The sequence below is a fragment of the Pseudomonas medicaginis genome, from assembly GCF_965119365.1.
Classification (GTDB): domain Bacteria; phylum Pseudomonadota; class Gammaproteobacteria; order Pseudomonadales; family Pseudomonadaceae; genus Aquipseudomonas.
Genome location: NZ_OZ221631.1, coordinates 2761532 through 2785268 on the forward strand (window position 1 = coordinate 2761532; position 23737 = coordinate 2785268).

At 62.7% G+C, this 23737-nt stretch carries 20 protein-coding genes and 1 pseudogene; 9 read left to right on the forward strand and 12 right to left on the reverse strand.

What is annotated here, in order from left to right:
• The first annotated feature begins 9 nt into the window (after positions 1 to 9).
• The 4 genes from ACMTA2_RS12280 (at position 10) to ACMTA2_RS12295 (ending at position 3717) form a co-directional block, all read left to right on the forward strand.
• Positions 10 to 396 (forward strand): RidA family protein, encoded by a 387-nt coding sequence (locus tag ACMTA2_RS12280; RefSeq protein ID WP_413795058.1) that lies wholly within the window; start codon positions 10 to 12, stop codon positions 394 to 396.
• Positions 397 to 627: 231 nt separating this feature from the next.
• Positions 628 to 1392, forward strand: a complete 765-nt coding sequence (locus tag ACMTA2_RS12285; RefSeq protein ID WP_413795059.1) for an IclR family transcriptional regulator — start codon at positions 628 to 630, stop codon at positions 1390 to 1392.
• Between the two features lie 40 nt (positions 1393 to 1432).
• Complete coding sequence (locus ACMTA2_RS12290) at positions 1433 to 2650, forward strand: amino acid deaminase (protein WP_413795060.1); 1218 nt, start codon at positions 1433 to 1435, stop codon at positions 2648 to 2650.
• A gap of 152 nt (positions 2651 to 2802) precedes the next feature.
• Entirely contained in the window at positions 2803 to 3717 is a 915-nt protein-coding gene (locus ACMTA2_RS12295) for a sugar kinase (RefSeq protein ID WP_413795061.1), read from the forward strand.
• Positions 3718 to 3841: 124 nt separating this feature from the next.
• Here ACMTA2_RS12295 and ACMTA2_RS12300 read toward each other — a convergent pair whose 3' ends face one another.
• Both ACMTA2_RS12300 and ACMTA2_RS12305 read right to left on the reverse strand, forming a co-directional pair.
• Positions 3842 to 4117, reverse strand: a complete 276-nt coding sequence (locus ACMTA2_RS12300) for a peptidylprolyl isomerase (RefSeq protein ID WP_003182808.1) — start codon at positions 4115 to 4117, stop codon at positions 3842 to 3844.
• 48 nt (positions 4118 to 4165) lie between these two features.
• Entirely contained in the window at positions 4166 to 6703 is a 2538-nt protein-coding gene (locus ACMTA2_RS12305; protein ID WP_413795062.1) for a hybrid sensor histidine kinase/response regulator, read from the reverse strand.
• Between the two features lie 132 nt (positions 6704 to 6835).
• On the opposite strand from ACMTA2_RS12305, the gene ACMTA2_RS12310 reads away from it, so the two are divergent.
• Positions 6836 to 7951 carry a PilT/PilU family type 4a pilus ATPase gene (locus ACMTA2_RS12310; RefSeq protein WP_413795063.1) on the forward strand — a complete coding sequence of 372 codons (1116 nt, stop codon included), beginning with the start codon at positions 6836 to 6838 and terminating at the stop codon, positions 7949 to 7951.
• A gap of 117 nt (positions 7952 to 8068) precedes the next feature.
• On the opposite strand, the gene ACMTA2_RS12315 is transcribed toward ACMTA2_RS12310, so the two are convergent.
• From ACMTA2_RS12315 to ACMTA2_RS12330, 4 genes are all read right to left on the reverse strand, one after another.
• Complete coding sequence (locus ACMTA2_RS12315) at positions 8069 to 10024, reverse strand: acetoacetate--CoA ligase (protein ID WP_413795064.1); 1956 nt, start codon at positions 10022 to 10024, stop codon at positions 8069 to 8071.
• Positions 10025 to 10122: 98 nt separating this feature from the next.
• Positions 10123 to 10899: a 3-hydroxybutyrate dehydrogenase gene (locus ACMTA2_RS12320; protein ID WP_413795065.1), complete on the reverse strand. Its 777-nt coding sequence runs from the start codon at positions 10897 to 10899 to the stop codon at positions 10123 to 10125.
• Between the two features lie 7 nt (positions 10900 to 10906).
• Positions 10907 to 12298: a GntP family permease gene (locus ACMTA2_RS12325; RefSeq protein ID WP_413795066.1), complete on the reverse strand. Its 1392-nt coding sequence runs from the start codon at positions 12296 to 12298 to the stop codon at positions 10907 to 10909.
• A gap of 304 nt (positions 12299 to 12602) precedes the next feature.
• Positions 12603 to 14018, reverse strand: coding sequence for a sigma-54 interaction domain-containing protein (locus ACMTA2_RS12330; RefSeq protein WP_413795067.1), 1416 nt, complete (start codon positions 14016 to 14018; stop codon positions 12603 to 12605).
• A 175-nt stretch (positions 14019 to 14193) separates the two neighbouring features.
• On the opposite strand from ACMTA2_RS12330, the gene ACMTA2_RS12335 reads away from it, so the two are divergent.
• Positions 14194 to 14409, forward strand: a complete 216-nt coding sequence (locus ACMTA2_RS12335; RefSeq protein ID WP_413795068.1) for a TIGR02450 family Trp-rich protein — start codon at positions 14194 to 14196, stop codon at positions 14407 to 14409.
• A gap of 196 nt (positions 14410 to 14605) precedes the next feature.
• Here the strand turns inward: ACMTA2_RS12335 and ACMTA2_RS12340 are convergent, their stop codons facing one another.
• Complete coding sequence (locus ACMTA2_RS12340) at positions 14606 to 15253, reverse strand: TetR/AcrR family transcriptional regulator (protein ID WP_413795069.1); 648 nt, start codon at positions 15251 to 15253, stop codon at positions 14606 to 14608.
• Positions 15254 to 15361: 108 nt separating this feature from the next.
• Between ACMTA2_RS12340 and ACMTA2_RS12345 the strand changes: the two genes are divergently transcribed.
• The 3 genes from ACMTA2_RS12345 to ACMTA2_RS12355 all read left to right on the forward strand — a co-directional run bounded on the left by ACMTA2_RS12345 (position 15362) and on the right by ACMTA2_RS12355 (position 17636).
• Complete coding sequence (locus tag ACMTA2_RS12345; protein WP_413795070.1) at positions 15362 to 16255, forward strand: NAD(P)/FAD-dependent oxidoreductase; 894 nt, start codon at positions 15362 to 15364, stop codon at positions 16253 to 16255.
• Positions 16256 to 16356: 101 nt separating this feature from the next.
• Complete coding sequence (locus ACMTA2_RS12350) at positions 16357 to 16746, forward strand: antibiotic biosynthesis monooxygenase family protein (RefSeq protein ID WP_413795071.1); 390 nt, start codon at positions 16357 to 16359, stop codon at positions 16744 to 16746.
• Between the two features lie 26 nt (positions 16747 to 16772).
• The gene (locus ACMTA2_RS12355) at positions 16773 to 17636 is read left to right on the forward strand and encodes a class I SAM-dependent methyltransferase (protein WP_413795072.1); all 864 of its coding nucleotides are present in this window, start codon (positions 16773 to 16775) and stop codon (positions 17634 to 17636) included.
• 6 nt (positions 17637 to 17642) lie between these two features.
• Here the strand turns inward: ACMTA2_RS12355 and ACMTA2_RS12360 are convergent, their stop codons facing one another.
• From ACMTA2_RS12360 to ACMTA2_RS12380, 5 genes and pseudogenes are all read right to left on the reverse strand, one after another.
• Positions 17643 to 19217, reverse strand: a complete 1575-nt coding sequence (locus tag ACMTA2_RS12360) for an ABC transporter ATP-binding protein (RefSeq protein ID WP_413795639.1) — start codon at positions 19215 to 19217, stop codon at positions 17643 to 17645.
• Between the two features lie 25 nt (positions 19218 to 19242).
• Entirely contained in the window at positions 19243 to 20265 is a 1023-nt protein-coding gene (locus tag ACMTA2_RS12365) for an ABC transporter permease (protein WP_413795073.1), read from the reverse strand.
• Positions 20265 to 21323 (reverse strand): microcin C ABC transporter permease YejB, encoded by a 1059-nt coding sequence (locus ACMTA2_RS12370; RefSeq protein ID WP_305489680.1) that lies wholly within the window; start codon positions 21321 to 21323, stop codon positions 20265 to 20267. Before ACMTA2_RS12370 ends, ACMTA2_RS12365 begins: the two co-directional genes overlap by 1 nt.
• A complete protein-coding gene (locus ACMTA2_RS12375; protein WP_413795074.1) occupies positions 21323 to 23191 on the reverse strand; it encodes an extracellular solute-binding protein in 1869 nt (622 codons plus the stop codon). Before ACMTA2_RS12375 ends, ACMTA2_RS12370 begins: the two co-directional genes overlap by 1 nt.
• A 202-nt stretch (positions 23192 to 23393) precedes the next feature.
• A pseudogene (locus tag ACMTA2_RS12380) lies at positions 23394 to 23690 on the reverse strand (peptidylprolyl isomerase); the annotation flags it as partial.
• Positions 23691 to 23737 lie beyond the last annotated feature (47 nt).

Consider the following 23737-nt stretch of genomic DNA (forward strand, 5'->3'; position numbering starts at 1 on the left):
GAGATAACCATGAGCATTACGCGCTACGGCACCGGCAGCACTGCAGGCGGCGGCCAGCCACGGCCCTTCGCCCGCGCCGTGGAGGCTGATGGCTGGCTGCACGTGTCCGGCCAGGTGCCGGCGGTGAACGGCGAGATCATTGTCGGCGGGATCGTCGAGCAGACCCACCAGACCATGAAGAACCTGGTCGCCATTCTCGAAGAGGCCGGTTATGGACTGGAAGATGTGGTGCGCTGCGGTGTGTGGCTGGAAGACCCGCGGGATTTCTGGAGTTTCAACAAGGTGTTCGGCGAGTACTTCAGCCCGGAACACGCCCCGGCCCGGGCTTGTGTGCAGGCGAGCATGATGGTCGATTGCAAGGTCGAGATCGATTGCATTGCGTACAAGAAAAAGTGAGGCCTTAGCTTGGATGTCTGTGTTGTACAAAACCCTGTGGCGAGGGGATTTATCCCCGCAGGGCTGCGTAGCAGCCCCCAACAAGCCACTGCGGTGTGTCAGATTGGATGCAATCGGCTTTATTGGGGGGCGCTACGCAGCCCAGCGGGGATAAATCCCCTCGCCACAGGGAGCTGTGGGCGGCGCAGTAGTCTGGTTACACTCGCGGCCAACTGAATGGGAACCCAAGACATGACCGAAGACACCATCAAGCGCCGGGCCCGAGGATTGGATCGGGCGTTCGATATCCTCGATTTCCTCAAGGAGATCGGCCAGCCGCTGCGCCCGAACGATATTGCCAGCGGCATCGGCAGCCCCAAGTCCACGGTCTATGAGTTGGTGGCGTCGCTGCTGGAGCGGCGCATCCTCGAGCCGGTGGGCAAGGACGGCCACGTTTACCTGGGCCGCCAGTTGTATTTCCTCGGGCAGGCGCACCTGCGGCATTTCGATTTGAGCCGCGAGGCTGACCAGGCCTTGCAGGAGATCGTGCGCCAGACCCGGGAAACGGCGCAGATGTGCCTGCTTAACGGGCGCAAATACACCGTCGCGCTGATGAAGGAGGGCGAGCGGCATTTCCGCATTTCATCGGACATCGGTGAAAACGCGCCGATCCCGTGGACGGCGTCCGGGCGCCTGCTGCTGGCTCACCTGAGTGACCAACAGATCGTCGACCTGATCGATCCCGACGACTTCATTTTGCCGGACGGCGAGCGCCTGCCCCTGGAGCAATTCCTCAAGGAAATCCGCCAGGCCGGCGATGAGGGTTTCTTTTCGTTCGACAGTGTGGCCGACACCTTCACCCACTGCTTCGCCGCGCCGGTCAAAGACCCCCGTGGCGTGGCCATCGCCACCCTGTGCATTGTCGCCCCACGGGCCGACGCCAAGAACAATTACGCCGACTACCGCCGGGTGCTGATCGAAAGCGCCAACCACCTGGCCCGTCGTATCAATGAATAGACAGCAACGGCACTAGCGGCCGTGCGCGAGGAGTTCGAACATGTCATCCGCCATCCTTAATGCCGCCGTCGAGAAGGGCGCCGCCCCCGTCGGCGCTCACCTGCTACGGGACGTCAGCCTGCCGGCGCTGGTGCTGCACCGCGCAGCCCTGGAGCACAACATCCACTGGATGCAAGATTTCGTCACCAATAGCGGTGCCGAACTGGCGCCCCACGGCAAGACCAGCATGACCCCCGCGTTGTTTCGCCGGCAACTGGAGGCCGGCGCCTGGGGCCTGACCCTCGCCACCGCCGTGCAGACCCGTGCGGCGTACGCCCATGGTGTGCGCCGGGTGTTGATGGCCAACCAATTGGTGGGCACGCCGAACATGGCGCTGATTGCCGATCTGCTGGCCGACCCGGCGTTCGAATTCCATTGCCTGGTGGATCATCCGGACAATGTCGCTGACCTGGGCGCGTACTTCGCTTCTCGTGGCGTGCGGCTCAATGTGATGATCGAGTACGGCGTGGTCGGTGGGCGTTGTGGTTGCCGTACGGAGGCTGAAGTGCTGGCCCTGGCCGAAGCGATCCGGACGCAACCGGCGCTGGCGTTGACCGGTATCGAAGGTTACGAAGGGGTGATCCACGGTGATCACGCCATCAGCGGCATCCGCGCATTCGCCGAGTCCCTGGTACGCCTGGCGGTGCAGTTGCAAGACAGCGGCGCGTTTGCCCTCGATCGGCCAATCATCACCGCTTCGGGGTCGGCCTGGTACGACCTGATCGCCGAATCCTTCGAGGCCCAGAATGCCCATGGGCGTTTCCTCAGCGTCTTGCGCCCCGGCAGTTATGTGGCCCATGACCATGGCATCTACAAAGAAGCCCAGTGCTGCGTACTGGAGCGTCGTAGCGATTTGCACGAAGGCCTGCGCCCGGCGCTGGAAGTCTGGGCCCATGTGCAATCGCTGCCGGAGCCGGGCTTCGCGGTGATCGCCCTGGGCAAGCGCGACGTGGCCTATGACGCCGGGCTGCCGGTGCCGCTCAAGCGCTACCAGCCCGGATCGGATTCGGTGATGGGGGACGACGTGAGTGGTTGTAAGGTGACGGCGGTGATGGACCAGCATGCGTTCATGACCGTGGCGCCGGGGGTTGAGTTGCGGGTCGGCGATATTGTTTCGTTTGGCACCTCGCATCCGTGCCTGACCTTTGATAAGTGGCGGGTGGGGTGCCTGGTGGATGAACAGTTGCGAGTGGTCGAGAGCATGGAGACGTGTTTCTAGCCTTTGAACCGAGTTGCGGCTATCGCGAGCAAGCTCGCTCCCACACTGGATTGTTGCGAATACAATATTTGTGATCGCCATGATCCCCTTGTGGGAGCGAGCTTGCTCGCGATAGCGGCCTGCCAGACACCGCTGAATTATCAGGATCATCCATGAGCAACCCCAAACCCCGCATCGCCCTGATCGGCGAATGCATGATCGAGCTGCAACAACGCGCCGACGGCAGCCTGCACCAGAGTTTCGGCGGCGATACCCTGAACACCGCGGTGTACCTGTCCCGCGCCTTGGGCGACAGGGGCGAGGTGGATTACGTCACCGCCCTGGGCGACGACAGTTTCAGCGATGCCATGTGCCAGGCCTGGGCGGCGGAAAACATCGGGCTGGAACGGGTCCAGCGCTTGCCCGGGCGCCTGCCGGGCTTGTATTGCATCCAGACCGACGCAGCCGGCGAGCGTCGGTTTCTGTACTGGCGCAACGAGGCGGCGGTGCGCGATTGCTTTACCACCCCGGCCGCGGCGCCGATCCTGGCGGCGCTGCCGGACTACGACGTGCTGTATTTCAGCGGCATTACCCTGGCGGTGCTGGGGGAGCAGGGGCGGGCCAGGCTCATCGAGACCCTGGTCCAGGCACGCCAGCGCGGGGCCCAGGTGGTGTTCGACAATAATTTCCGGCCCAGGCTCTGGGCCTCGATCGACGCGGCCCGCGCGGCGTATCGCAGTGTCCTGCCCCACGTGACGCTGGCGTTGCTGACCGTGGACGACGAGCAGGCGCTGTTCGGTTATCCAGACAGCGCGGCGGTGTTCGCCGCCTATGTGCCATTGGGTCTGTCCGAGGTGGTGCTCAAGCGCGGCGCCGAGGCCTGCCTGATCCGTTGCGATGGACAGTCTTACGAAGTGCCCGCCCAGCGCGTCGAGCGCGTGGTGGACACCACGGCGGCCGGGGACTCCTTCAGCGCCGCTTACCTGGCGAGCCGCCTGTTGGGCGGCAGCCCGGTGGAGGCGGCCGAGGCGGGGCATCGGCTGGCGAGCCGGGTGATCCAGGTGCCGGGGGCATTGATGCCAAAATAATAAGTGGGGCGCACTACCTGTGGGAGCGAGCTTGCTCACGATAGCGGTGGGTCAGCTTGCAGACATATTGGCTATGTCGCCGCCATCGCGAGCAAGCTCGCCCCCACAAGCGCCAGGCTCAGTTTCAATCCCGGTAGAACACCTGCACCAGGTGATAGCCGAACTTGCTCTTGATCGGCCCGTGCACCACCCGCAGGGGCTTCTTGAAAATCACCGCATCGATCACGCCGACCATCTGCCCCGGCCGTACTTCACCCAGGTCGCCGCCGCGTTTGCCCGAGGGGCAGGTGGAGTATTTTTTTGCCAGCACATCGAAGGCTTCGCCCTTGGCGATGCGTTGCTTGAGCTGTTCGGCTTCTTCGGCGGTTTTCACCAGGATATGGCGGGCTTGGGCTTTCATTGCTGCGGTGACCTGAACGGTGCGACGGGGCGGCGATTATGCCTCAAGTCAGGCGCCATGGTTGATCATCGTCCGAATCTTGTTGGCCAGCAGATCCAGGGCGAACGGCTTGGCGACCATGTCCATACCTTGCTCGAGGAACCCCTGGCGTTCGGCGGCTTTCTGCGCGTAACCAGTCATGAACAGCACTTTGAGCCCCGGGCGGTGCTGACGGGCGATTTCCGCCAGTTGCCGGCCATTCATGCCCGGCAGCCCGACGTCGGTCACCAACAGGTCGATGCGCTGGTCCGATTCCAGCATGGGCAGGGCCGTCATGGCGTCCCGGGCCTCGAGGGCGGTGTAGCCCAAGGTCTTCAACAGGTCGAGCACCAGCATGCGCACCGCGGGCTCGTCTTCCACCAGCAACACGGTTTCCCCGGCGATGGCCGGCGGTACGTCGACCGTCTCCGGTGCGAGGGGTTGTTGGGCTGGCGCCACGCGCAGGCGCGGCAGGTACAGCTGCACCCGGGTGCCCTGGCCCGGCACGCTGTCCAGGTTGAGATGCCCACCCGACTGTTGGGCAAACCCGTAGATCATCGACAAGCCCAGGCCGGTGCCCTGGCCGATGGGCTTGGTGGTGAAGAACGGGTCGAAGGCCTTGGCCAGCACGGCGGGGGTCATGCCGCTGCCGTTGTCGCTGACGGCGATCATCACGTAGTCGCCGGCCTTGACCGGCTCCAGGCTGTTGATGTCAGTGCCGTCGAGATAGACGTTGGCGGTTTCGACGATCAATTCGCCGCCCTCGGGCATGGCATCCCGGGCGTTGATCACCAGGTTGAGCAGGGCGTTTTCCAACTGGCTGGCATCGGTGCTGACCGGCCACAGCTCATTGGCCAGTTGCAGCCGTAGCACGATGTGATCGCCGGTGGTGCGGCTCAGCAGGTCTTCGAGCGAGCGCACCAGCTCGTTTGCATCCAGTGGCTTGCGGTCCAGGGACTGGCGACGGGAAAACGCCAGCAGCCGGTGCGTCAGGGCCGCGGCGCGGTTGGCCGAAGACACCGCCGCTTCGGTAAATCGCCCGATCTCGGCCGTGCGGCCAGTGGCGATGTAGCGTTGCATCAGGTCGAGGCTGCCGAGGATGCCGGTGAGCATGTTGTTGAAGTCATGGGCGATGCCGCCGGTGAGCTGGCCGACGGCTTCCATTTTCTGCGCATGGCGCAAGGCTTCTTCGGCGCGCTCGCGTTCGAACATCTCGCTTTGCAGGCGGTGGTTGGCTTCGGCCAGTTGCTGGGTCCGGGCGATGACCCGTTCCTCCAGTGTTTCGTTGAGGTTGCGCAGGGCCTCCTCGGTCTTGCGGCTCTCGGTTTCGTCGATCACGAAGATGTAGAAGCCGTTCACCGCCCCGTCCGGCCCGTGGCGAGGCAGGTAGTTGATCAGAGAATGGCGCGGGCGACCGTCGCGGTGGTCCGACTGCACGGCGAAGCTGCATGGCTTGCCGGCCAGGGCATCGGCGATCTGTTGGGCGCGGGCGGCATAGGCCTCTTCGCCGAGCACTTCGCGGATGGTCTTGCCGTAGAGCTCCTGCGGGGTCAGGCCGTACCAGTCCAGATAAGCGCTATTGTTCAGCCGGAAACGCTCTTCGCGGTCCACGTAGCTGATGAGGATCGGCATGGCATTGATGATCAGTTGCAGCTCGGTCTGGCTCTGGCGCAGGGCTTGCTCGGTGCGCTTGCGTTCGGTCAGGTCCAGGGCCGCGCCAAGAAAACGCTTGGGGCGGCCGTGGCGGTCCTTGTAGCAACGGCCGCGCACGTACACCCAGCGCAACTCATTGTCGGGCTGCAGCAGCCGGTACTCCTCGGCGTATTCGGTGCCGTGGGTGATGCAGTGCTTGATGCTGCGGGCAACCATCGCCCGGTCCTCGGGATGCACACCTTCGAGGTAGGCGCTGATCGGCAACTGGCGCGACAGGTTTGGATCGACGCCATGCAACAAAGCGAAATGTGCGTCGGCAATAAAACGGTCTTCGCTGATGTCCCAATCCCAGGTGCCCAGCGCGTCGGCGGCGGCCAGGGCCAATTGCAGGCGTTCTTCGCTTTCGTGCTGGGCCTTGAGACTGGCTTCGGAGCGTCGTTCGAATTCCGTGGCCAGGCGGCGTCGTTCGCTGGTCTCGATGGCGGTGATCAGGATGCCGGCGACGCTGCCGCTTTCGTCGCGCACCGGGCTGTAGGTCAGGTCCAGCCAGACATCGCAGAGGCGGCCAGCGAAGGGCACGCGCCAGTGTTGGTCGCGGCAGGTGTGCCCCTGGCCTTGCAACACGCGCTGATAAATTCCTTCGCTCGAACCTTTGAGTTCGGGCCATGCTGCATGGGTCGGTTGGCCGAACGCCCGGGGGTGCTTGTCACCGGCCAGTCGGGCGAAGGCGTCGTTATAAAGATGGGACAGCTGCTGTCCCCACAGCAAGGCCATCGGCATGGGGGAATGGAGCACGATGTCCACGGCGGTGCGCAGGCTCTGGGGCCAGTCCCGGGCAGCGCCCAATGGGGTCTGGGCCCAGTCCACCTGGCTGGCCAGGCGCTGTGTGTCGCTGCTGGCAGGTGTTGCGTTCATCACGCAATCCCTGGCTGTCGTGTCTGTACCACGGCGTCTACTATCCTTTGAGGAAGGTAAGTGCGGGTGGGTCGGAAGGCTTTCATGTTCGGCTCAGCTGGTTTCATTGATGTCTCGCGGAAGTTTCAGTCCATGGAAATCGATCCGTTGTTGCGAATCCTGGCGAGCCAGAATGGTTCCGACCTTTACATGTCCACGGGGGCGCCGCCGTGTGCGCGTTTCGAGGGCGTGCTCAAGCCCTTGGGCAACGAGGCTTTCAAGGTCGGCGACATTGCCAGGCTCGCCGAGTCTTTGATGGACGCCGAACAGCGCGTCGAGTTCGATCGGGAACTGGAAATGAACCTGGCGATCTCCCTGGCCGGTGTCGGACGGTTCCGGGTCAATGTCTTCAAACAGCGCAATGACGTGTCCATGGTGATCCGCAACGTCAAGCTGGACATCCCACGCTTCGAAGACCTGAAACTGCCCCGGGTGCTGTTGGACAGCGTCATGCAGAAACAGGGGTTGATGCTGTTTGTCGGTGCGACGGGCTCGGGCAAGTCGACTTCCCTGGCGGCGCTGATCGATTACCGCAATCGCAACAGCAGCGGCCACATCATCACCATCGAGGACCCGGTGGAGTATATCCATCGGCACAAGAAATCCATCATCAACCAACGGGAAGTCGGTGTCGACACCCGCAGTTTCCATGCGGCCCTGAAAAACACCCTGCGCCAGGCGCCGGACGTGGTGCTGATCGGCGAGATCCGCGACCGGGAAACCATGGAGCATGCCCTGGCTTTCGCTGACACCGGGCACCTGGTGATTTCCACCTTGCATGCCCATAACGCCAACCAGGCCCTGGATCGGGTAATCAATTTCTTTCCGGAAGAACGCCGACCGCAACTGCTCAACGACCTTGCCAACAACCTCCAGGCATTCGTTTCCCAGCGCCTGGTGCGCACCCGCTCCGGCCAGCGCCGGGCGGCGGTGGAGGTGATGCTGGGCTCGCCCACGGTGGCCGACCTGATCCGGCGCAACGAACTGGGCGAGCTCAAGGGCATCATGGAGAAGTCAGAGGAGTTGGGGATGCAAACCTTTGACCAGGCCTTGTTCAGCCTGGTGGTCGAAGGCGCCATCGATGAGGAAGAAGCGCTCAAAAATGCCGACTCGGCGAACAACCTGCGGTTGCGGCTGAAGTTGCATAGCGAGTCGGGCGCGGTGCCACCGGCCGATCCGGCGGCGGGAGAGTGGGGGCTTATGGATTGATTGGTTTATAGGGAAACCGCGTTATCGTTCATCGCGAGCAAGCTCGCTCCCACAATGGATCTGCGTTGATTGGCAGACCCTGTGGGAGCGAGCTTGCTCGCGATGAGGCCTTAATTATCAGCTCGCAAGCTCCGGCCGATCCCGAAACTGCTCCAGCGCCTCGGGGTTGGCCAGGGCATCGGTGTTTTTCACCGCCTCGCCATGCACCACATTGCGCACCGCCAGCTCCACCACCTTGCCGCTGATGGTTCGCGGAATATCACTGACCGCGAGGATCTTCGCCGGCACATGCCGTGGTGTGGTGTTGGCCCGGATGACCTGGCGTATCCGTTGCGCCAAGGTTTCATCCAAGACCACGCCATCGCGCAATCGCACGAACAGCACCACTCGCACATCACCTTGCCATTGCTGGCCAATGGCGACGCTGTCCAATACCTGCTCGACCTTCTCCACCTGCCGATAGATTTCCGCCGTGCCGATGCGCACGCCGCCAGGGTTGAGCACGGCGTCGGAACGCCCGTGGATCAGGAAGCCGCCGTGGGGCAGTTCCTCGGCGTAGTCGCCTTGGGCCCACACGCCGGGAAACTGGGCGAAGTAGGAGGCGCGAAGCTTTTCCTGCCGAGGGTCGTTCCACAAACCAATGGGCATCGCCGGGAAATGCCGGGTGCACACCAACTCGCCTTTTTCACCAATGACCGGACTGCCGGCCTCGTTCCAGACCTGCACGGCCATGCCCAGGCTCTTGCCCTGCATTTCGCCCCGGCGCACCGGCGACAGCGGGTTGCCGTTGACGAAGCAGGAGACGATGTCGGTGCCGCCGGACATTGAGGCCAGGCAGACATCGGGCTTGAGGTCCCGGTACACGTAGTCGTAGCTGTGAGGCGCTAGCGCCGAACCGGTGGACAGGAGGGTTTTCAGGCTGTCCAGGCGATGCGTCTGCTGCGGCCTGAGGCCTTCGCTTTCCAGGGCCGCGAGGAACTTGGGGCTGGTACCGAATACGCTGATGCGTTGCTGGTCGATCAGGTCGAGCAAGCGCTCGGGACCGGGGTGGAACGGCGAACCATCGTAGAGCACCACCGTGCTGCCCACGGCGAGGGCCGACACCAGCCAGTTCCACATCATCCAGCCGCAGGTCGTGTAGTAGAACAGCCGGTCCTCGGGGCCGAGGTCGACGTGCAGGCCATGTTCCTTGACGTGTTGCAGCAGCACGCCGCCGGTGCCATGGACAATGCACTTCGGCACGTCGGTGGTGCCGCTGGAGTACAGGATGTACAACGGGTGGTCGAACGGAACGCTGACGAACGCCGGTTCGCCACCGGGTTGATAGAAGTCGTTCCACAACGCGACAGCGGCCGAGGTCTTGAATGCCTCGATGCGCACTTCCGGTTGCGCATAAGGCAACACGATCAGCTGTTGCAGCGACGGCAGCCGTTCGAGGATTTCATTGACCTTGGGGCATTGGTCGATGGCCTTGCCAGCGTAGCGATAACCGGCGCAGGTGATCAACACCTTGGGCTCGATCTGGCCGAACCGGTCGATGACCCCTTGGGTACCGAAGTCCGGTGACGAGCACGACCAGATAGCCCCCAGGCTGGTGGTGGCGAGCATGCCGACCAGGGTCTGCCAGGTGTTGGGCATGCAAGCGGCGACTCGATCTCCCTGGGTGACGCCGGCGGCTTTCAAGCTTGTTTGCAGGCCAGCGACATGGGCAGCGAGTTCGGCCCAGGTGAGTTGTTCCTGGCCGCCGTTTTCGTCCAGCGCCACCACTGCGACGGCGTCATCGCGGCGGCGCAGCAGGTGTTCGGCGAAGTTCAGCGTGGCGCCTGGGAACCACCGGGCGCTGGGCATTTGCGCACCTTCCACCAGTACCGCCTCGGGCCCTTGGTGAAAGCGGATCTCGAAGAAATCGACAATGGCCTGCCAGAAGGCTTCGCGCTGGTCGATGCTCCAGGCATGCAGGGTCGGGTAGTCGTGCAGCTGCAGTTGATGTCGCGCGTTGACGAACTGGCGAAAGGCGTTCATGCGCGACTGGGCGATGCGTTCGGGGCTGGGTTGCCAGAGGATGTCGGACATGGGGTGCCTCTTATTTTTTGTGTACACACAAACTATAGAGCGACCCATTCTTGTGGTGAGGGAATAAATCCCCCTCGCCACAAGGGATCGCAAGGGGTCTACTGAGCCAACCACCCACCATCGATATTCCACGCCGCGCCGCGCACCTGGCTGCCGGCTTCGCTGCATAGGAAAAGCACCAGTTCCCCCAGTTGCGGCGGGGTGACGAATTCCAGGGACGGCTGTTTCTCGGCCAACAGGTCATGCTGTGCCTGTTGCGGATCGACGCCGGCGGCAATGCGATCATCGATCTGTTTTTGCACCAGTGGCGTCAGCACCCAGCCCGGGCAGATGGCGTTGCAGGTCACGTTGCTGGTGGCGGTCTCCAGGCCGACCACCTTGGTCAGGCCAATCACCCCATGCTTGGCCGCGACATACGCCGCCTTGCCCACCGAGCCCACTTGGCCATGCACCGAGGCGACGTTGATAATCCGCCCCCAGCCCTTGGCACGCATGCCCGGCAGACTCAGGCGGGTGGCGTGGAACACCGAGGACAGGTTGATCGCAATGATCGAGTCCCAGCGCTCCACCGGGAAATCCTCCACGGCGGCCACGTGCTGGATCCCGGCGTTGTTCACCAGGATGTCAACGCCGCCGAACTCGCGCTCGGCATAGGCGAGCATGTCGGCGATCTGCGCCGGGTCGCTGACATCGGCGGGATGGTGCCCGACCTTGCCACCGAACTGTTTCACCTCGGCGATCACCGTCGAGGCATCGCCGAAGCCGTTGAGGATCAGGTTGGCGCCGGCCTTGGCCAGGCTCAGGGCAATGCCCAGGCCGATGCCGCTGGTAGAACCGGTGACCAGGGCGGTCTTGCCCGAAAGAGGGGTTGTCATGGGAACCTCACACAATGCCAGTGGCGTAGAACACCGCGATCACGAAGAACACCGCGAGGGTCTTGATCAGCGTAATGCAGAAAATGTCTTTGTAGGCCTCGCGGTGGGTCAGCCCGGTCACCGCCAGCAGGGTAATCACCGCGCCGTTGTGGGGCAGGGTGTCCATGCCGCCGCTGGCCATGGCGGCCACCCGGTGTAGCACTTCCAGGGGAATGTTGGCGGCGTGTGCGGCGCTGATAAAGGTTTCAGACATCGCCGCCAAAGCGATGCTCATGCCTCCCGAGGCGGAACCGGTGATGCCCGCCAACAGCGTAACCGTCACCGCTTCGTTGACCAGTGGGTTGGGGATGTTCTTGAGCCAGTCGGCCAGCACCAGGAAGCCCGGCAAGGACGCGATGACCGCGCCGAAACCGTACTCCGACGCAGTGTTCATCGCCGCCAGCAACGCGCCGCCCACGGCGCTCTTGCTGCCTTCGGCCAGCTTGCTGCGAATGGCCCGGAAACCGAATATCAGGACCATGATGATGCCCACCAGCAACGCCGCCTGCACCGCCCAGATCGCGGTGAGCTTGGCGATGTCGCTGGTCACTGGCGTCGCCATGCCCGGCAGCGCCAGGCTGTGGGTCTTGCCATACCACTGGGGAATCCACTGGGTGAACAACAGGTTCATGAGCCCGACCGCCAACAGTGGCGAAACGGCGATCCAGGGGTTCGGCAGCTTGATGTCTTCGGCGGTTTCCGGCTCGTTGCGCAACTCGGTGCCGTAACCCTCGCCCACGCGCAGGGCCTTGTTGCGCTGGCGTTGCAGGAACAGCATGCCGAGGGTGAACACGAAGATCGTACCGATCACGCCCAGCCACGGTGCAGCCCAGGCGGTGGTGTTGAAGAACGTGCTGGGGATGATGTTCTGGATCTGTGGCGTACCGGGCAGGGCGTCCATGGTGAACGAGAACGCGCCGAGGGCGATGGTGGCCGGGATCAGGCGCTTGGGGATATTACTCTGGCGGAACATCTCGGCGGCGAACGGGTACACCGCGAACACCACGACGAACAGCGACACGCCGCCATAGGTCAGCAACGCACAGACCAGCACGATCACCAGCATGGCCTGGCGCGTACCTAGCAAGCGAATCGCCGCGGCCACGATGGAGCGGGAGAAGCCCGACAACTCGATCAACTTGCCGAACACGGCGCCAAGCAGGAATACAGGGAAATACAGTTTGATGAAGCCGACCATTTTTTCCATGAACACCCCGGTGAAGGCGGGCGCTACGGCGGACGGGTCGGTGAGCAGGACGGCACCGAGGGCGGCGATGGGGGCAAAGAGGATAACGCTGTAGCCACGGTAGGCGGCGACCATCAGCAGCGTGAGGGCTGCCAAGGCAATGATCACACTCATGGTGTGTCTCCTGGGATTGTTATTGTTGTGGTGAAGCTGTGGGGAGGGCTTTAGCGAGTTTTGTGCCAGGTGTGTAACTTGCTGAAATATAAGGAAATTGTTTGAGTTTGTAGGGCGGGGATGTGAGGTTTGTCTCTGTTTTGAGATTTTTGTGGGGTGTGCAGGCCTCATCGCGAGCAAGCTCGCTCCCACAGTGGATCGCGTACTTCAGAGGAACTCCAATCCCCTGTGGGAGCGAGCTTGCTCGCGATGAGCGCAAAGCGCTTCAAAAATCACAAGTCTATATCTTGAGAATAAAGTCTCTCTATTGAGACTCCGCAATCCCCAGCGCCACCATCTTCTTGTACAACGTCGACCTCCCCAGCCCCAACCGCTCGGCCGCTTCGACCACCTTGCCCCCGCATTGCGCGAGGGTGGTTTCGATCAGTTGCCGGTCGAAGCGCGCCCGGGCCTGGCTGAAGGTTTCATGGGGCAGGGGTTCGACGCTCATGCCCTCCTGGCGCATCACTGGCGTAAAGGTCCCGATGGCCGCGCGGATGTCCGCCGCCGTCAGCACCAGGTCATCACTGAGCAGCGCGGCCCGCTCCAGCACATTGCGCAGTTCTCGGATGTTGCCTGGCCAGGCGTGTTGCCGCAGCAGGTCGAGGGCGGTGGGGTTCAGTTCGTGCTGGCTGCGCAGCTCTTCCAGGATCGCTTCGCTCAAGGCCGGCAAGTCATCCAGGCGCTCGCGCAACGGCGGGACCTGGATCGGCAGCACGTTGAGGCGGTAATACAGGTCGGCGCGAAACTCTCCGCGCTTGATCGCCGCTTCCAGGTCCATGGAGGTGGCGGCGATTACCCGCACGTCGCTTTGCAGCACCTCATTGGAGCCCACCGGTTCGTATTCCTTTTCCTGGAGCACCCGCAGCAGTTTGCTTTGCAGCGGCAGCGGCATGTCACCGATCTCGTCGAGGAACAGCGTGCCCCCCTGGGCAATCTGCAGTTTGCCAGCGCGGCCTTTGCGGTCGGCCCCGGTAAAGGCCCCGGGGGCGGTGCCGAAGAATTCGGCCTCCAGCAGTGATTCCGGAATCGCCGCGCTGTTGATGCTGACGAATGCCTTGTGCGCCCGTGGCGAAGCGCTATGGATGGCCTGGGCCAGCAGCTCCTTGCCGGTGCCGGTTTCGCCGAGCAGCAGCACCGGCGAATCGGCGCTGGCGCTGCGTCGGGCCCGGCGCTTGACCTCCAGGCCGGCGCTGCTGGTGCCAATGAAATGGGCAAAGTTGTACTTGGCCTGCCGTGCCCGCAGCAGCGACCGGGTGGAGGCCAGTTCTTCCTGCATGCTCTGGTAGCGCTTGAGCATCGGTGACAGGCTGCGCAACTCATCGAACAAGGCAAAGCCGATGGCACCGATCACCGCACCCGCGCTGTCGTGGATCGGCAGGCGCATCACCACCAGGGGTTCCTTGGGCGTGTCCTGCATGTCCAGCAGGATCGGGCGCCCGGTGCGCACAACCTCCCGCAACAGGCTGCCGGGAATCACGCTTTCGCACGCCCGACCAATCGCCTCCTGCGCCGAGTTCAGGCCGAAGCGGCGGGCGTAGCGTTCGTTCATCCAGACGATGTTCGCGTCACGGTCGACAATCACCGTGCCTTCGCTGGACTGCTCGATGATCTCGAACAACGAACGGATCGCCAGCGTGCGGACGCGCTTGTAATCCTTGAGGCTTTCGGTGGGGTTCATCGGGCATTTCCAGAAAGGAGGGATTTGCCGGCAGCCATGGACGGGTGCCAAGAGCCGCATTATGCCGGGGGAAGTCCTAGGATCGAAGCGCCGCCGTTATTTTCGGATCAGCTTGTACGGGTTTATGCTTTTGTACATGATTTTGCTTGGACTTCCTGCCTTTCATGGAGCGCACTTGAACACATTCAATCCCCGTAAATTGAAGCTCTCCAAATGGACGGCCTGTACGCCGGTCAATCAGGAAAAGCATTTCATGGTCACCCAACTGTTCTGTGACGAAGCGGGAGTTCCCGTAAGGATTGAGCTTCAGGCGGTACATAGCGGGCGAGTGGAGGTGTTCGACTGGACTGAACTGCGCGACGACAAGCGCTGGAAAGTCGGCTGGCAATAAACTGTCAGGTGATATCGCTGTTTCATTATTTATTGTTCATGCTTGTAATTTTGTACAATCTTTCGAGGAGGACGTCGACCGTATCCAGGCGGAAGCCTGGACCGCAGTAGAGGCGAGCGTCTTCTCATCGTTGGCAGAAACGATGGGCACCGCGATCTGTGCAAGCTCGGCCAGCCTGCCCGGAGTGATCAAATAATCATCCTCCCGCGTGGTCGTCGCCACCGTGCGCGGCGATGAACATGGCAACGGCCGACCGGCAATAGGATTCGACTTCATTGTCATCCGCTGCTCTCGCCTCATCGAAGCGGGCGATCGTCAAGAGATCGGATCCTTTGAAAAGCGCGGCAAACAAGCGGGCGGACCCCAGAGGATCGGGCACGTTCAGCACCGCCTTCGCGTGTAACTGACGCAACAGGGCCTCGATCTGGGCGATGACATAGGCGGGGCCGGCTTCGTATTGGCGCTTGCTTAACGACTTTTGATTGGTTTTGTCGGCCATGATCATGGCTTCGACACTGCGCACGTCCGGGCTTAACAGTGTGCGAAGCAGGGATGTTCCCACCGCCATGAGTTGATCTGCCGCCGAACCGCCGACTCCCTCAATAAGGGCCTGCGGTGCAAACTGATGGCAGTGGGCCGCAATGGCCGCACTGAACAGCGCCTCCTTGTTCTCGAAGTGCCGATAGATGCTTAGCTTGGATATCTTCGCCCGCTGGGCGACCTTGTCCATTGTCGTCGCTTGAAAACCCAATTCCACAAAAAGTTCGCCCGCGGCGTTGACGATCGTTTGGCCAAGCGCCTCGTTGGCGGGCCGGCCGCGCCGGGCCTGGCTGTTTTCGGTCATAAAAAATTCCAGTACTTGACAGTATTCAAATTAGTAAATTATGGTACTTCGCAGTATCTTAACTTTGCAAGCCGATCTCCCTTCATCCACAGCGCGGAGCCTAACACCATGAATGACGTCCTCATCATCGGCGGCAGTTTTGCCGGTCTTGCCGCCGCCTTGCAACTCGGCCGTGCCCGGCGAAAGGTCACCGTTCTCGATACCGGCCTGCCGCGCAATCGCTTCGCAGATCACTCGCATGGCCTGCTCGGCCACGACCATAAGCCACCGCTGGAGATCCTGGCCGAGGCGCGGCAGCAACTGGCGCGTTATCCCACGATCCAGCTGGTCAATGCCCGGGCCGAGAGCGTCTCCGGCGCTATCGACGATTTCTCCGTCCTCACGGGCAAGGGCGACACCCTCAGGGCGCGCCGCCTGATCCTGAGCTATGGCGTCGCCGACCAGATGCCTGAAGTTCCCGGCTTTGCCGAAGGGTGGGGCTCCTCCATCGTGCCCTGCCCCTATTGCGACGGCTTTGAAGTCGCCGGCCGGCATTGGGGCCTCGTCTGGTCCGGCCCGCCGTCGCATAACTACGTCAGGCTGTACCACGACTGGACCGACACATTGACGGTCTTCGCCAATGGTCACGACATTCCACCCGACATACGGGCGGATCTGGCGCGCCGCGGCATCCCTGTCGTCGATGGCCGGATCACCGAAATCGACCATGACGAGAGCCATAACGCTACCGTCAGGCTTGACGCCGGCCCCTCTGTCGCGGTTGACATCCTGTTCGCGCATCCGCGCAACAAGCCGTCTGCACGCCTGCATGAATCGCTGGGGCTCGCCACGGTCGATACACCCCAGGGCATCGCCCTCAAGGTCGATGAGCGCCGCGAAACCAGCATGCCCGGCATCTACGCCGCCGGCGACCTTGCCAATCCCGTCATGCCCTCGGTCACCACGGCATCATGGCAGGGCGCGATGGCGGGTATTTTCGCCCAGCAGTCGATGCTGGTTTGAGAGCACAGATGCCCTTTTTTGGTTGTCGCAATTTCTAAAGGTTGCTTCGAAGCAGCATCGATCACGCCGGTTTCAATTTCACACTAGACGGGAGCACCATCATGGCCGACCAAAAGGCGCAAGACCGTAAATTCAAACCGCTAGACGATAAATTCCCGCTTGAGCGCCAACTTGGCATCGCGGCCGCGCCGGTCGTGCTCATTAACCTCTTCATGCTCGATTACGCTGACGAAGCTGGCTTCCTGGACGCTTTCAAGGCGGCTGCCGAGATCATAACGACGCAACCGGGCTTCATTTCCATGCAGCTGCATCGAGCGGTCGGCGATAGCCCGACTTACCTGAACTATGTGGTGTGGGAATCCACCGAGACGGTCCGCGCCGGCCTCACCCATCCTGAGTTCGTCGCGAAGCTTTCGGCCTATCCGTCATCCGTCGTAGGCAGCCCGCACCTGTTCCAGAAGGTCGCCGTCCCCGGCTTTTGCACGGCCTGAAGAACGAATCAATACGAGGAATTGTCATGACAGAGCAAAATGCCTATCAGGTCGCCGACTGGAATGGCCAAAGCGGAGAGTACTGGGCCGCCAACCAGGCCCGGCTCGACGCCATGTTTGCGGTATTCGGCCAAGCCGCGATCAAAGCCGCCGCGCCCGCCACGGGCGAACGTGTGCTGGACATCGGCTGCGGTGCGGGCGCGTCGAGTCTGGCTCTGGCTGACCGCGTCGGCGCGGGCGGCCATGTGCTGGGCGTGGATATATCTGAACCGCTGATCGGCCGAGCGCGCGCACTGGTGCCACAGGATACGCCGGCCCAGTTCCGGGTAGCCGACGCCAGCAGCGCCGAGCTGCCCGAGGGCGCGTTCGATATCCTGTTCTCGCGCTTCGGAGTCATGTTCTTCGACGATCCGACAGGGGCCTTCACCCATATGCGACGCGCGCTCCGGCCGGGCGGGCGGGTCGCTTTCGTCTGCTGGCGCGGCGTGGGCGAGAACGATTGGGTGCGCCTGCCGATGGGCGCGATCAAGGGCATCGTCCCACTGACCGCACCGACCGATCCCGAAGCGCCCGGCCCATTCTCTTTCGGCGACCGGGGGCGAGTGACGCGCATCCTGACGGCGGCCGGCTTCACCGATATTGCTATCGCGCCCTTCGATGCTTCCATCCCGTTCGGCGAGGGCGAGACGCGGGACGAGGCGATCGAAGAAGCGGTGAAGATGGCATTCGAGGGCGGCCCGCTGTCGCTTGTGCTCGCTGACCAGCCCGACGGCATCCGCGCTCGTGCCTGGGCTGCGGTTCGTGCCGCCTTCGCGGGCCTCCCCGGCAAGCGGTCGGTGATGATCGACGGCGCGGCGTGGATCGTCACGGCACGCAATCCCGTAAGCTGACAGGGATTACCCGGGATGCGCCGCCGCCAACAGTTCCTTCGTATAAGGATGCTGGGGCGAGTCGAACACGTCATGACTGGCGCCTTGCTCGACCACTTTACCGTCCTTGATCACGATCATGTCGTGGGCCAAGGCGCGGACCACCGCCAGGTCGTGACTGATGAACAGGTAGGTCAGGCCGTGCTTTTCCTGGAGCTGGCGCAGCAGCGCGACCACTTGTTTCTGTACGGTGCGGTCCAGGGCCGAGGTCGGTTCGTCCAACAGGATCAGGGCCGGCTTGAGTACCAAGGCCCGGGCGATGGCGATGCGTTGGCGCTGGCCGCCGGAGAATTCGTGGGGATAGCGATGGCGGCTCAGCGGGTCGAGACCGACTTCCTTGAGCGCCTGGATCACCTTGGCTTCGCATTCTTCAGGGCTGGACGGGCTGTGCACCTCCAGCCCTTCGCTGATGATCTGCTGCACCGACATTCGCGGGCTGAGGCTGCCGAACGGATCCTGGAACACCACCTGCATCTTCCTGCGCCACGGCCACAATGCCTTGTGGGATAACTGCTCGAGGGCCTGGCCCTGGAAGTGGATGCTCCCTTCGGAGTCGATCAGCCGCAGGATCGCCTGGCCGAGCGTGGACTTGCCGGAGCCGGATTCGCCGACGATGCCCAAGGTCTTGCCGCGCTGGATGTTCAGGCTGATACCGTCCACGGCGCGCAAGTATTCCTTGCGCCGGAACAGCCCGCCGCCCAAGGGAAAACTCACGCGCAGGTCCCGCACCTGCAACACGTTTTCGCGCTCGTCCCGGGGCAGGGCTTCGCCTTCCGGTTCGGCGTGCAGCAGCTCACAGCTGTAGGGATGTTTCGGCGCGCTGAACAGGGTTTCGCAAGGCGCCTGTTCGACGATTTCCCCGGCCTTCATCACGCACACCCGTTGGGCGATGCTGCGCACCAGGTTGAGGTCGTGGCTGATCAGCAGCAGGGACATGCCGAGCCGTTGCTGCAAGGACTTGAGCAGCAGCAGGATCTTGCGCTGCACGGTCACGTCCAGCGCGGTGGTCGGTTCGTCGGCGATCAACAACTCCGGCTCGCAGGCCAGGGCCATGGCGATCATCACCCGTTGCCGCTGGCCGCCGGACAGTTGATGGGGGTAGGCCTTGAGTCGCTCGGCGGGTTTCTGGATACCCACCAGGGCCAGCAGCTCCAGAATGCGCTGGCGCGCCGCTTTGCCGCCCAGGCCCCGGTGCAGCATCAGGGTTTCACCGATCTGCTTTTCGACGCTGTGCAGGGGGTTCAGCGAAGTCATCGGTTCCTGGAAGATCATGGCGATGCGATTGCCGCGCAACTCCCGCAGGGTCTTGGCCTCGGCGCCCAGCAGTTCCTGGCCGCGGTAGCGGATGCTGCCGGTGGTGCGGGTGCCGGTCTCGGGCAGCAGTTGCAGGATCGAATGGGCTGTCACCGACTTGCCGGAGCCCGACTCGCCCACCAGGGCCAGGCATTCGCCGGGGCGGATGTCCAGGCACAGGTTGCGCACCACCGTCTGGTCGTTGAAGGCCACGCTCAAGTCACGGATTTCGATCAGGTTGTCGCTCATTTCAAGATTGCGCTTCATGGTCGTTTCACGATCGAGGGTCGAACGCGTCTCGCAACGCTTCGCCGATAAACACCAGCAGGGAAAGAATCAGCGCCAGGGTGAAAAACGCCGTCAGCCCCAACCACGGGGCTTGCAGGTTCTGCTTGCCTTGGGCGATCAATTCGCCCAGGGAGGCGCTGCCGGCCGGCATGCCGAAGCCGAGGAAGTCCAGGGCGGTGAGGGTGGAGATCGCCCCGGTGAGGATGAAGGGCAGGTAGCTCAGGGTGGCGTTCATCGCGTTGGGCAGGATATGCCGCACGATCACCTTGCGGTCGGAAAGGCCCAGGGCCCTGGCGGCCTTCACGTATTCCAGGTTGCGCCCGCGCAGGAACTCGGCGCGGACCACGTCCACCAGGGCCAACCAGGAAAACAGCGCCATGATCCCCAGCAGCCACCAGAAATTCGGCTCGACGAAGCCGGACAGGATGATCAGCAAGTAGAGCACCGGCAGGCCGGACCAGACTTCGAGCAAGCGTTGCCCCAGCAAATCCACCCAACCACCGTAATACCCCTGCAACGCACCGGCGGCGATGCCGATCAGCGCGCTGATGGCGGTCAGGGCCAGGGCGAACAGGATCGATACCCGCGCGCCGAAGATCACCCGGGCCAACACATCCCGGGACTGGTCGTCGGTGCCCAGCCAGTTCACCGATGTGGGGGGGCTCGGCGCCGGCTGGTTGAGGTCGTAGTTGGGCGTGTCGGCACTGAACGGGATCGGTGGAAACCACAGCCAACCGCCGTCCTTGTGGATCAGGTTCTGCACGTAGCTGCTGCGGTAGTCGGCCTGGAACGGCAACTGCCCGCCAAATGCCTGCTCGGTGTAGCGCTTGAACACCGGGAAATACAGCGAGCCCTGGTAGCTGACCACCAACGGTTTGTCATTGGCGATCAACTCGCCGCCCAGGCTCAGGATGAACAGGCCGATGAACAGCCACAGCGACCACCAGCCTCGACGGTTTTTCTTGAACCGCTCCAAGCGTCGGCGGCCCAGGGGGGAAAGCTTGAACATCAGGCGTTCCTCGCGGCGAAGTCGATGCGCGGGTCCACCAGGGTGTAGCAGAGGTCGCCGATGAGTTTGATCAGCAGGCCGAACAGCGTGAAGATGAACAGCGAGCCGAACACCACCGGATAATCCCGGGACACCGCCGCCTCGTAGCTCATGCGTCCCAGGCCGTCGAGGGAAAAGATCACCTCGATCAGCAAGGAACCGGCGAAGAACACGCTGATGAACGCTTGGGGAATGCCCGAGACCACCAGCAGCATCGCATTGCGGAACACGTGGCCGTACAACACCCGGCGTTCGCTCATGCCCTTGGCTCGCGCGGTGACCACGTACTGGCGGGTGATTTCATTGAGGAACGAGTTCTTGGTCAGGATCGTCAGGGTGGCGAAACCGCCGATCACCAGCGAGGTGACCGGCAGCACCAAGTGCCAGAAGTAATCGGCGATCTTGCCCAGCGTCGACAGCGACTCGAAGTTGTCCGACACCAGCCCGCGTACCGGAAACCAGTTCAGCGAGGTGCCGCCGGCGAACACCACGATCAGGAACATCGCGAAGAGGAACGCCGGCATGGCGTAGCCGATGATGATCGCGGTGCTGCTCCACACATCGAATGCCGAGCCGTGGCGCACGGCCTTGCGAATGCCCAGGGGGATCGACACCAGGTACGTGATCAAGGTCGCCCAGAGCCCGAGGGAAATGGTCACCGGCATTTTTTCCAGGATCAGGTCGGTGACCGTGGCACCGCGGAAGAAGCTCTTGCCGAAGTCGAGGCGGGCGTAGCTGCTGAGCATCAGCCACAAACGCTCATGGGCCGGTTTATCGAAGCCGTATTGTTTCTCGATGTCCTTGATCAGTTGCGGGTCCAGGCCGCGACTGGCGCGGGAGCTGCCGGTCATGGCGTTGCCCGAGCTGCCGACGCTGGCGCCTCCGATGCCTTGCAGGTGGGCGATGGCCTGTTCCACCGGCCCGCCGGGGGCGGCCTGGACGATGACGAAGTTCACCAGCAGGATGATCACCAGCGTGGGGATGATTAGCAGCAGGCGCCGCGCAATATAGGCCCACATCAATGCCGCCCTCCGGGTGCGCCACGCTTGATGCGCTCGGCGGTCATCTGTTCGTTGGTCAATGGCGTGGTGCTCACTTCCCACCAGCTCTCGATGGCCTCGTCATTGCTGGCCTGGACCTTCGGAATGCCAAAGCGGTTCCACCACACGGTCGAGCTGCCCGGCGGGTAATAGTTGGGGATCCAGTAGTAGTTCCATTGCAGCACCCGGTCCAGGGCGTGGGCATGGCGCAGCATGTCGGCTTGGGTGGTGGCCCTGACCAGCCCGTCGATCAGGGTGTCCACCGCCGGGTTCTTCAAGGCCATGTAGTTGTTGGCCCCCGGATCGTTGGCCGCCGCCGAACCGAAGTAGTTATACAGTTCGATGCCCGGCGAAGTGCTGACCGGATAGCCGGTGACGATCATGTCGTAGTCGCGGCTCATCAGGCGATTGACGTACTGGGACGCATCGATGCGGCGGATGTTCATGTCGATGCCGATCTGCGCCAGGTTGCGCTTGTACGGCAGCAACAGGCGATCCATGCCGTTCTGGGTGTTCAGAAAGGTGAAGCTCAACGGCTCGCCTTCGGCATTCACCAGACGGTCGCCGTCCGGTTTCCAGCCGGCCTGTTCCAGCAGTGCCAGGGCTTGCAGTTGTTTGTCGCGGATCACGCCACTGCCGTCGGTTTTCGGAGCCTGGAAGACTTGGGTGAAGACTTCGTCGGGAATCTGTCCGCGCAACGGCTCGAGGATTGCCAGTTCGCCGGCATCGGGCAGTTCTCGAGCGGCGAGTTCAGTGTTGGAAAAGTAACTCTGCTGACGCACATAGACGTTGCGCATCATCTGGCGATTGCTCCATTCGAAATCCCAGAGCATCGCCAGGGCCTGGCGCACGCGGCGATCCTGAAACTGCGGGCGTTGCAGGTTGAAGACGAAACCCTGGGCCGTCTGCGGCGCCTCTTTGGCCAGGTGAGCCTTTTGCAGGCGACCGTCGCGCAGGGCTGGGCTGTCATAGCCGATGGCATAGCCGGTGGCGGAGAACTCGCGGTTGTAATCGTACGCGCCGCCGCGCAACACCTGGCGGGCCACATCGGTGTCGCCGAAATACTCGATGCTGAAATGGTCGAAATTGTAGAGACCGCGACTGACCGGCAGATCCTTGCCCCACCAATCGGCATTACGTTCAAAGGTAATGCTGCGCCCGGAATCGACTTTGCTTACCCGGTAGGGGCCGCTGCCCAGCGGGGGCTCGTAGCCGCCGCCGTTAGCGAAATCGCGGGTCTTCCACCAGTGTTCGGGAAAGACCGGCAAGGTGGCGATATCCAAGGGCAGGGTGCGGCTTTCGTTGTTCTTGAAGTTGAAGCGTACGGTGCGCTCGTCCTCGACCACGACGTCCTTGACCGCCGCGAACTGGGTGCGATAACGCAGGCTGCCTTGGGTCATCAACAGCTCGAAGCTGTAGCGCACATCCTGGGCGGTGATGGGCTTGCCATCGGCGAAACGGGCCTTGGGGTTCAGGTAGAAACGCAGGGACAGGCCGTCGTCGGCACGCTCCATTTTCTGCGCCACCAGGCCATAGACGGTATAGGGCTCATCCAGTGAGCGCTGGGCCAGCGGCGAATACAGCATCCCGTCGATCTGGCTGACGCCGATGCCTTTGTCGATGTAGGGCAGGATGTGGTCGAAGTGGCCAATCTCCACGGCCGAGCGGCGCAGGGTGCCGCCCTTGGGGGCCAGGGGGTTGGCGTAGGCGAAGTGGCCGAAGCCTTCGGCATATCTGGCGGGTTCGCCATAGACGGTCAGGGCATGTTGCGGAGCTGCATCGACGCCTGAGGTGCCTGTCAGCAGGAACACGGCAGTCAATAGCAGTGAAGGGAACGCCAGTCGCATTGTCAGCCTTAAAGCCGGGTGATCGATGACGCGATTTGTACGCGAGCGGCGCGTGAATCGCCAGCCCTTGGGGTGAGGAGCTTGCTCGCGCCTCGCCGCGCAGCGGGCCAACAAAGGGTTAGGCCCGCTTGGCAGTCCGGCGGGAGCAGCTCTCGTCACACTGAATCACATCAGCCTTGAGTGAACGGTCTCTGGACCTGGATCAATCCTGGCGACTGGTGACTTCCAGCAGGTGGTAGCCGAACTGGGTCTTGACCGGGCCCTGGACGGTATTGATCGGTGCACTGAACACCACGGTGTCGAACTCCTTGACCATCTGGCCCGGGCCGAAAGAACCCAGGTCGCCGCCTTGACGGCTGGACGGGCAAGAGGAGTTGGCCTTGGCGATTTCGGCGAAATCGGCGCCGGCTTCGATCTGGGCCTTGAGTTCGTTGCACTTGTCTTCGGTGGAAACCAGGATGTGACGGGCAGTGGCTTTGGCCATGGGGAAATTCCTTTCGCTGTATTTAAAGGTGTTGAGCCTACCGGATTCATTAACGGATTGTT

Excerpts from the sequence above, each read along its gene's own strand:
- ACMTA2_RS12330 (WP_413795067.1), bottom strand. The coding sequence starts at position 14,018 with ATGAACCCCACCGAAAGCCTCAAGGATTACAAGCGCGTCCGCACGCTG.
- ACMTA2_RS12290 (WP_413795060.1), top strand. The coding sequence starts at position 1,433 with ATGTCATCCGCCATCCTTAATGCCGCCGTCGAGAAGGGCGCCGCCCCC.
- ACMTA2_RS12315 (WP_413795064.1), bottom strand. The coding sequence starts at position 10,024 with ATGTCCGACATCCTCTGGCAACCCAGCCCCGAACGCATCGCCCAGTCG.
- ACMTA2_RS12295 (WP_413795061.1), top strand. The coding sequence starts at position 2,803 with ATGAGCAACCCCAAACCCCGCATCGCCCTGATCGGCGAATGCATGATC.
- ACMTA2_RS12325 (WP_413795066.1), bottom strand. The coding sequence starts at position 12,298 with ATGAGTGTGATCATTGCCTTGGCAGCCCTCACGCTGCTGATGGTCGCC.
- ACMTA2_RS12280 (WP_413795058.1), top strand. The coding sequence starts at position 10 with ATGAGCATTACGCGCTACGGCACCGGCAGCACTGCAGGCGGCGGCCAG.
- ACMTA2_RS12365 (WP_413795073.1), bottom strand. The coding sequence starts at position 20,265 with ATGTTCAAGCTTTCCCCCCTGGGCCGCCGACGCTTGGAGCGGTTCAAG.
- ACMTA2_RS12285 (WP_413795059.1), top strand. The coding sequence starts at position 628 with ATGACCGAAGACACCATCAAGCGCCGGGCCCGAGGATTGGATCGGGCG.
- ACMTA2_RS12305 (WP_413795062.1), bottom strand. The coding sequence starts at position 6,703 with ATGAACGCAACACCTGCCAGCAGCGACACACAGCGCCTGGCCAGCCAG.
- ACMTA2_RS12345 (WP_413795070.1), top strand. The coding sequence starts at position 15,362 with ATGAATGACGTCCTCATCATCGGCGGCAGTTTTGCCGGTCTTGCCGCC.
- ACMTA2_RS12300 (WP_003182808.1), bottom strand. The coding sequence starts at position 4,117 with ATGAAAGCCCAAGCCCGCCATATCCTGGTGAAAACCGCCGAAGAAGCC.
- ACMTA2_RS12350 (WP_413795071.1), top strand. The coding sequence starts at position 16,357 with ATGGCCGACCAAAAGGCGCAAGACCGTAAATTCAAACCGCTAGACGAT.
- ACMTA2_RS12320 (WP_413795065.1), bottom strand. The coding sequence starts at position 10,899 with ATGACAACCCCTCTTTCGGGCAAGACCGCCCTGGTCACCGGTTCTACC.
- ACMTA2_RS12375 (WP_413795074.1), bottom strand. The coding sequence starts at position 23,191 with ATGCGACTGGCGTTCCCTTCACTGCTATTGACTGCCGTGTTCCTGCTG.
- ACMTA2_RS12355 (WP_413795072.1), top strand. The coding sequence starts at position 16,773 with ATGACAGAGCAAAATGCCTATCAGGTCGCCGACTGGAATGGCCAAAGC.
- ACMTA2_RS12360 (WP_413795639.1), bottom strand. The coding sequence starts at position 19,217 with ATGAGCGACAACCTGATCGAAATCCGTGACTTGAGCGTGGCCTTCAAC.
- ACMTA2_RS12310 (WP_413795063.1), top strand. The coding sequence starts at position 6,836 with ATGGAAATCGATCCGTTGTTGCGAATCCTGGCGAGCCAGAATGGTTCC.
- ACMTA2_RS12340 (WP_413795069.1), bottom strand. The coding sequence starts at position 15,253 with ATGACCGAAAACAGCCAGGCCCGGCGCGGCCGGCCCGCCAACGAGGCG.
- ACMTA2_RS12370 (WP_305489680.1), bottom strand. The coding sequence starts at position 21,323 with ATGTGGGCCTATATTGCGCGGCGCCTGCTGCTAATCATCCCCACGCTG.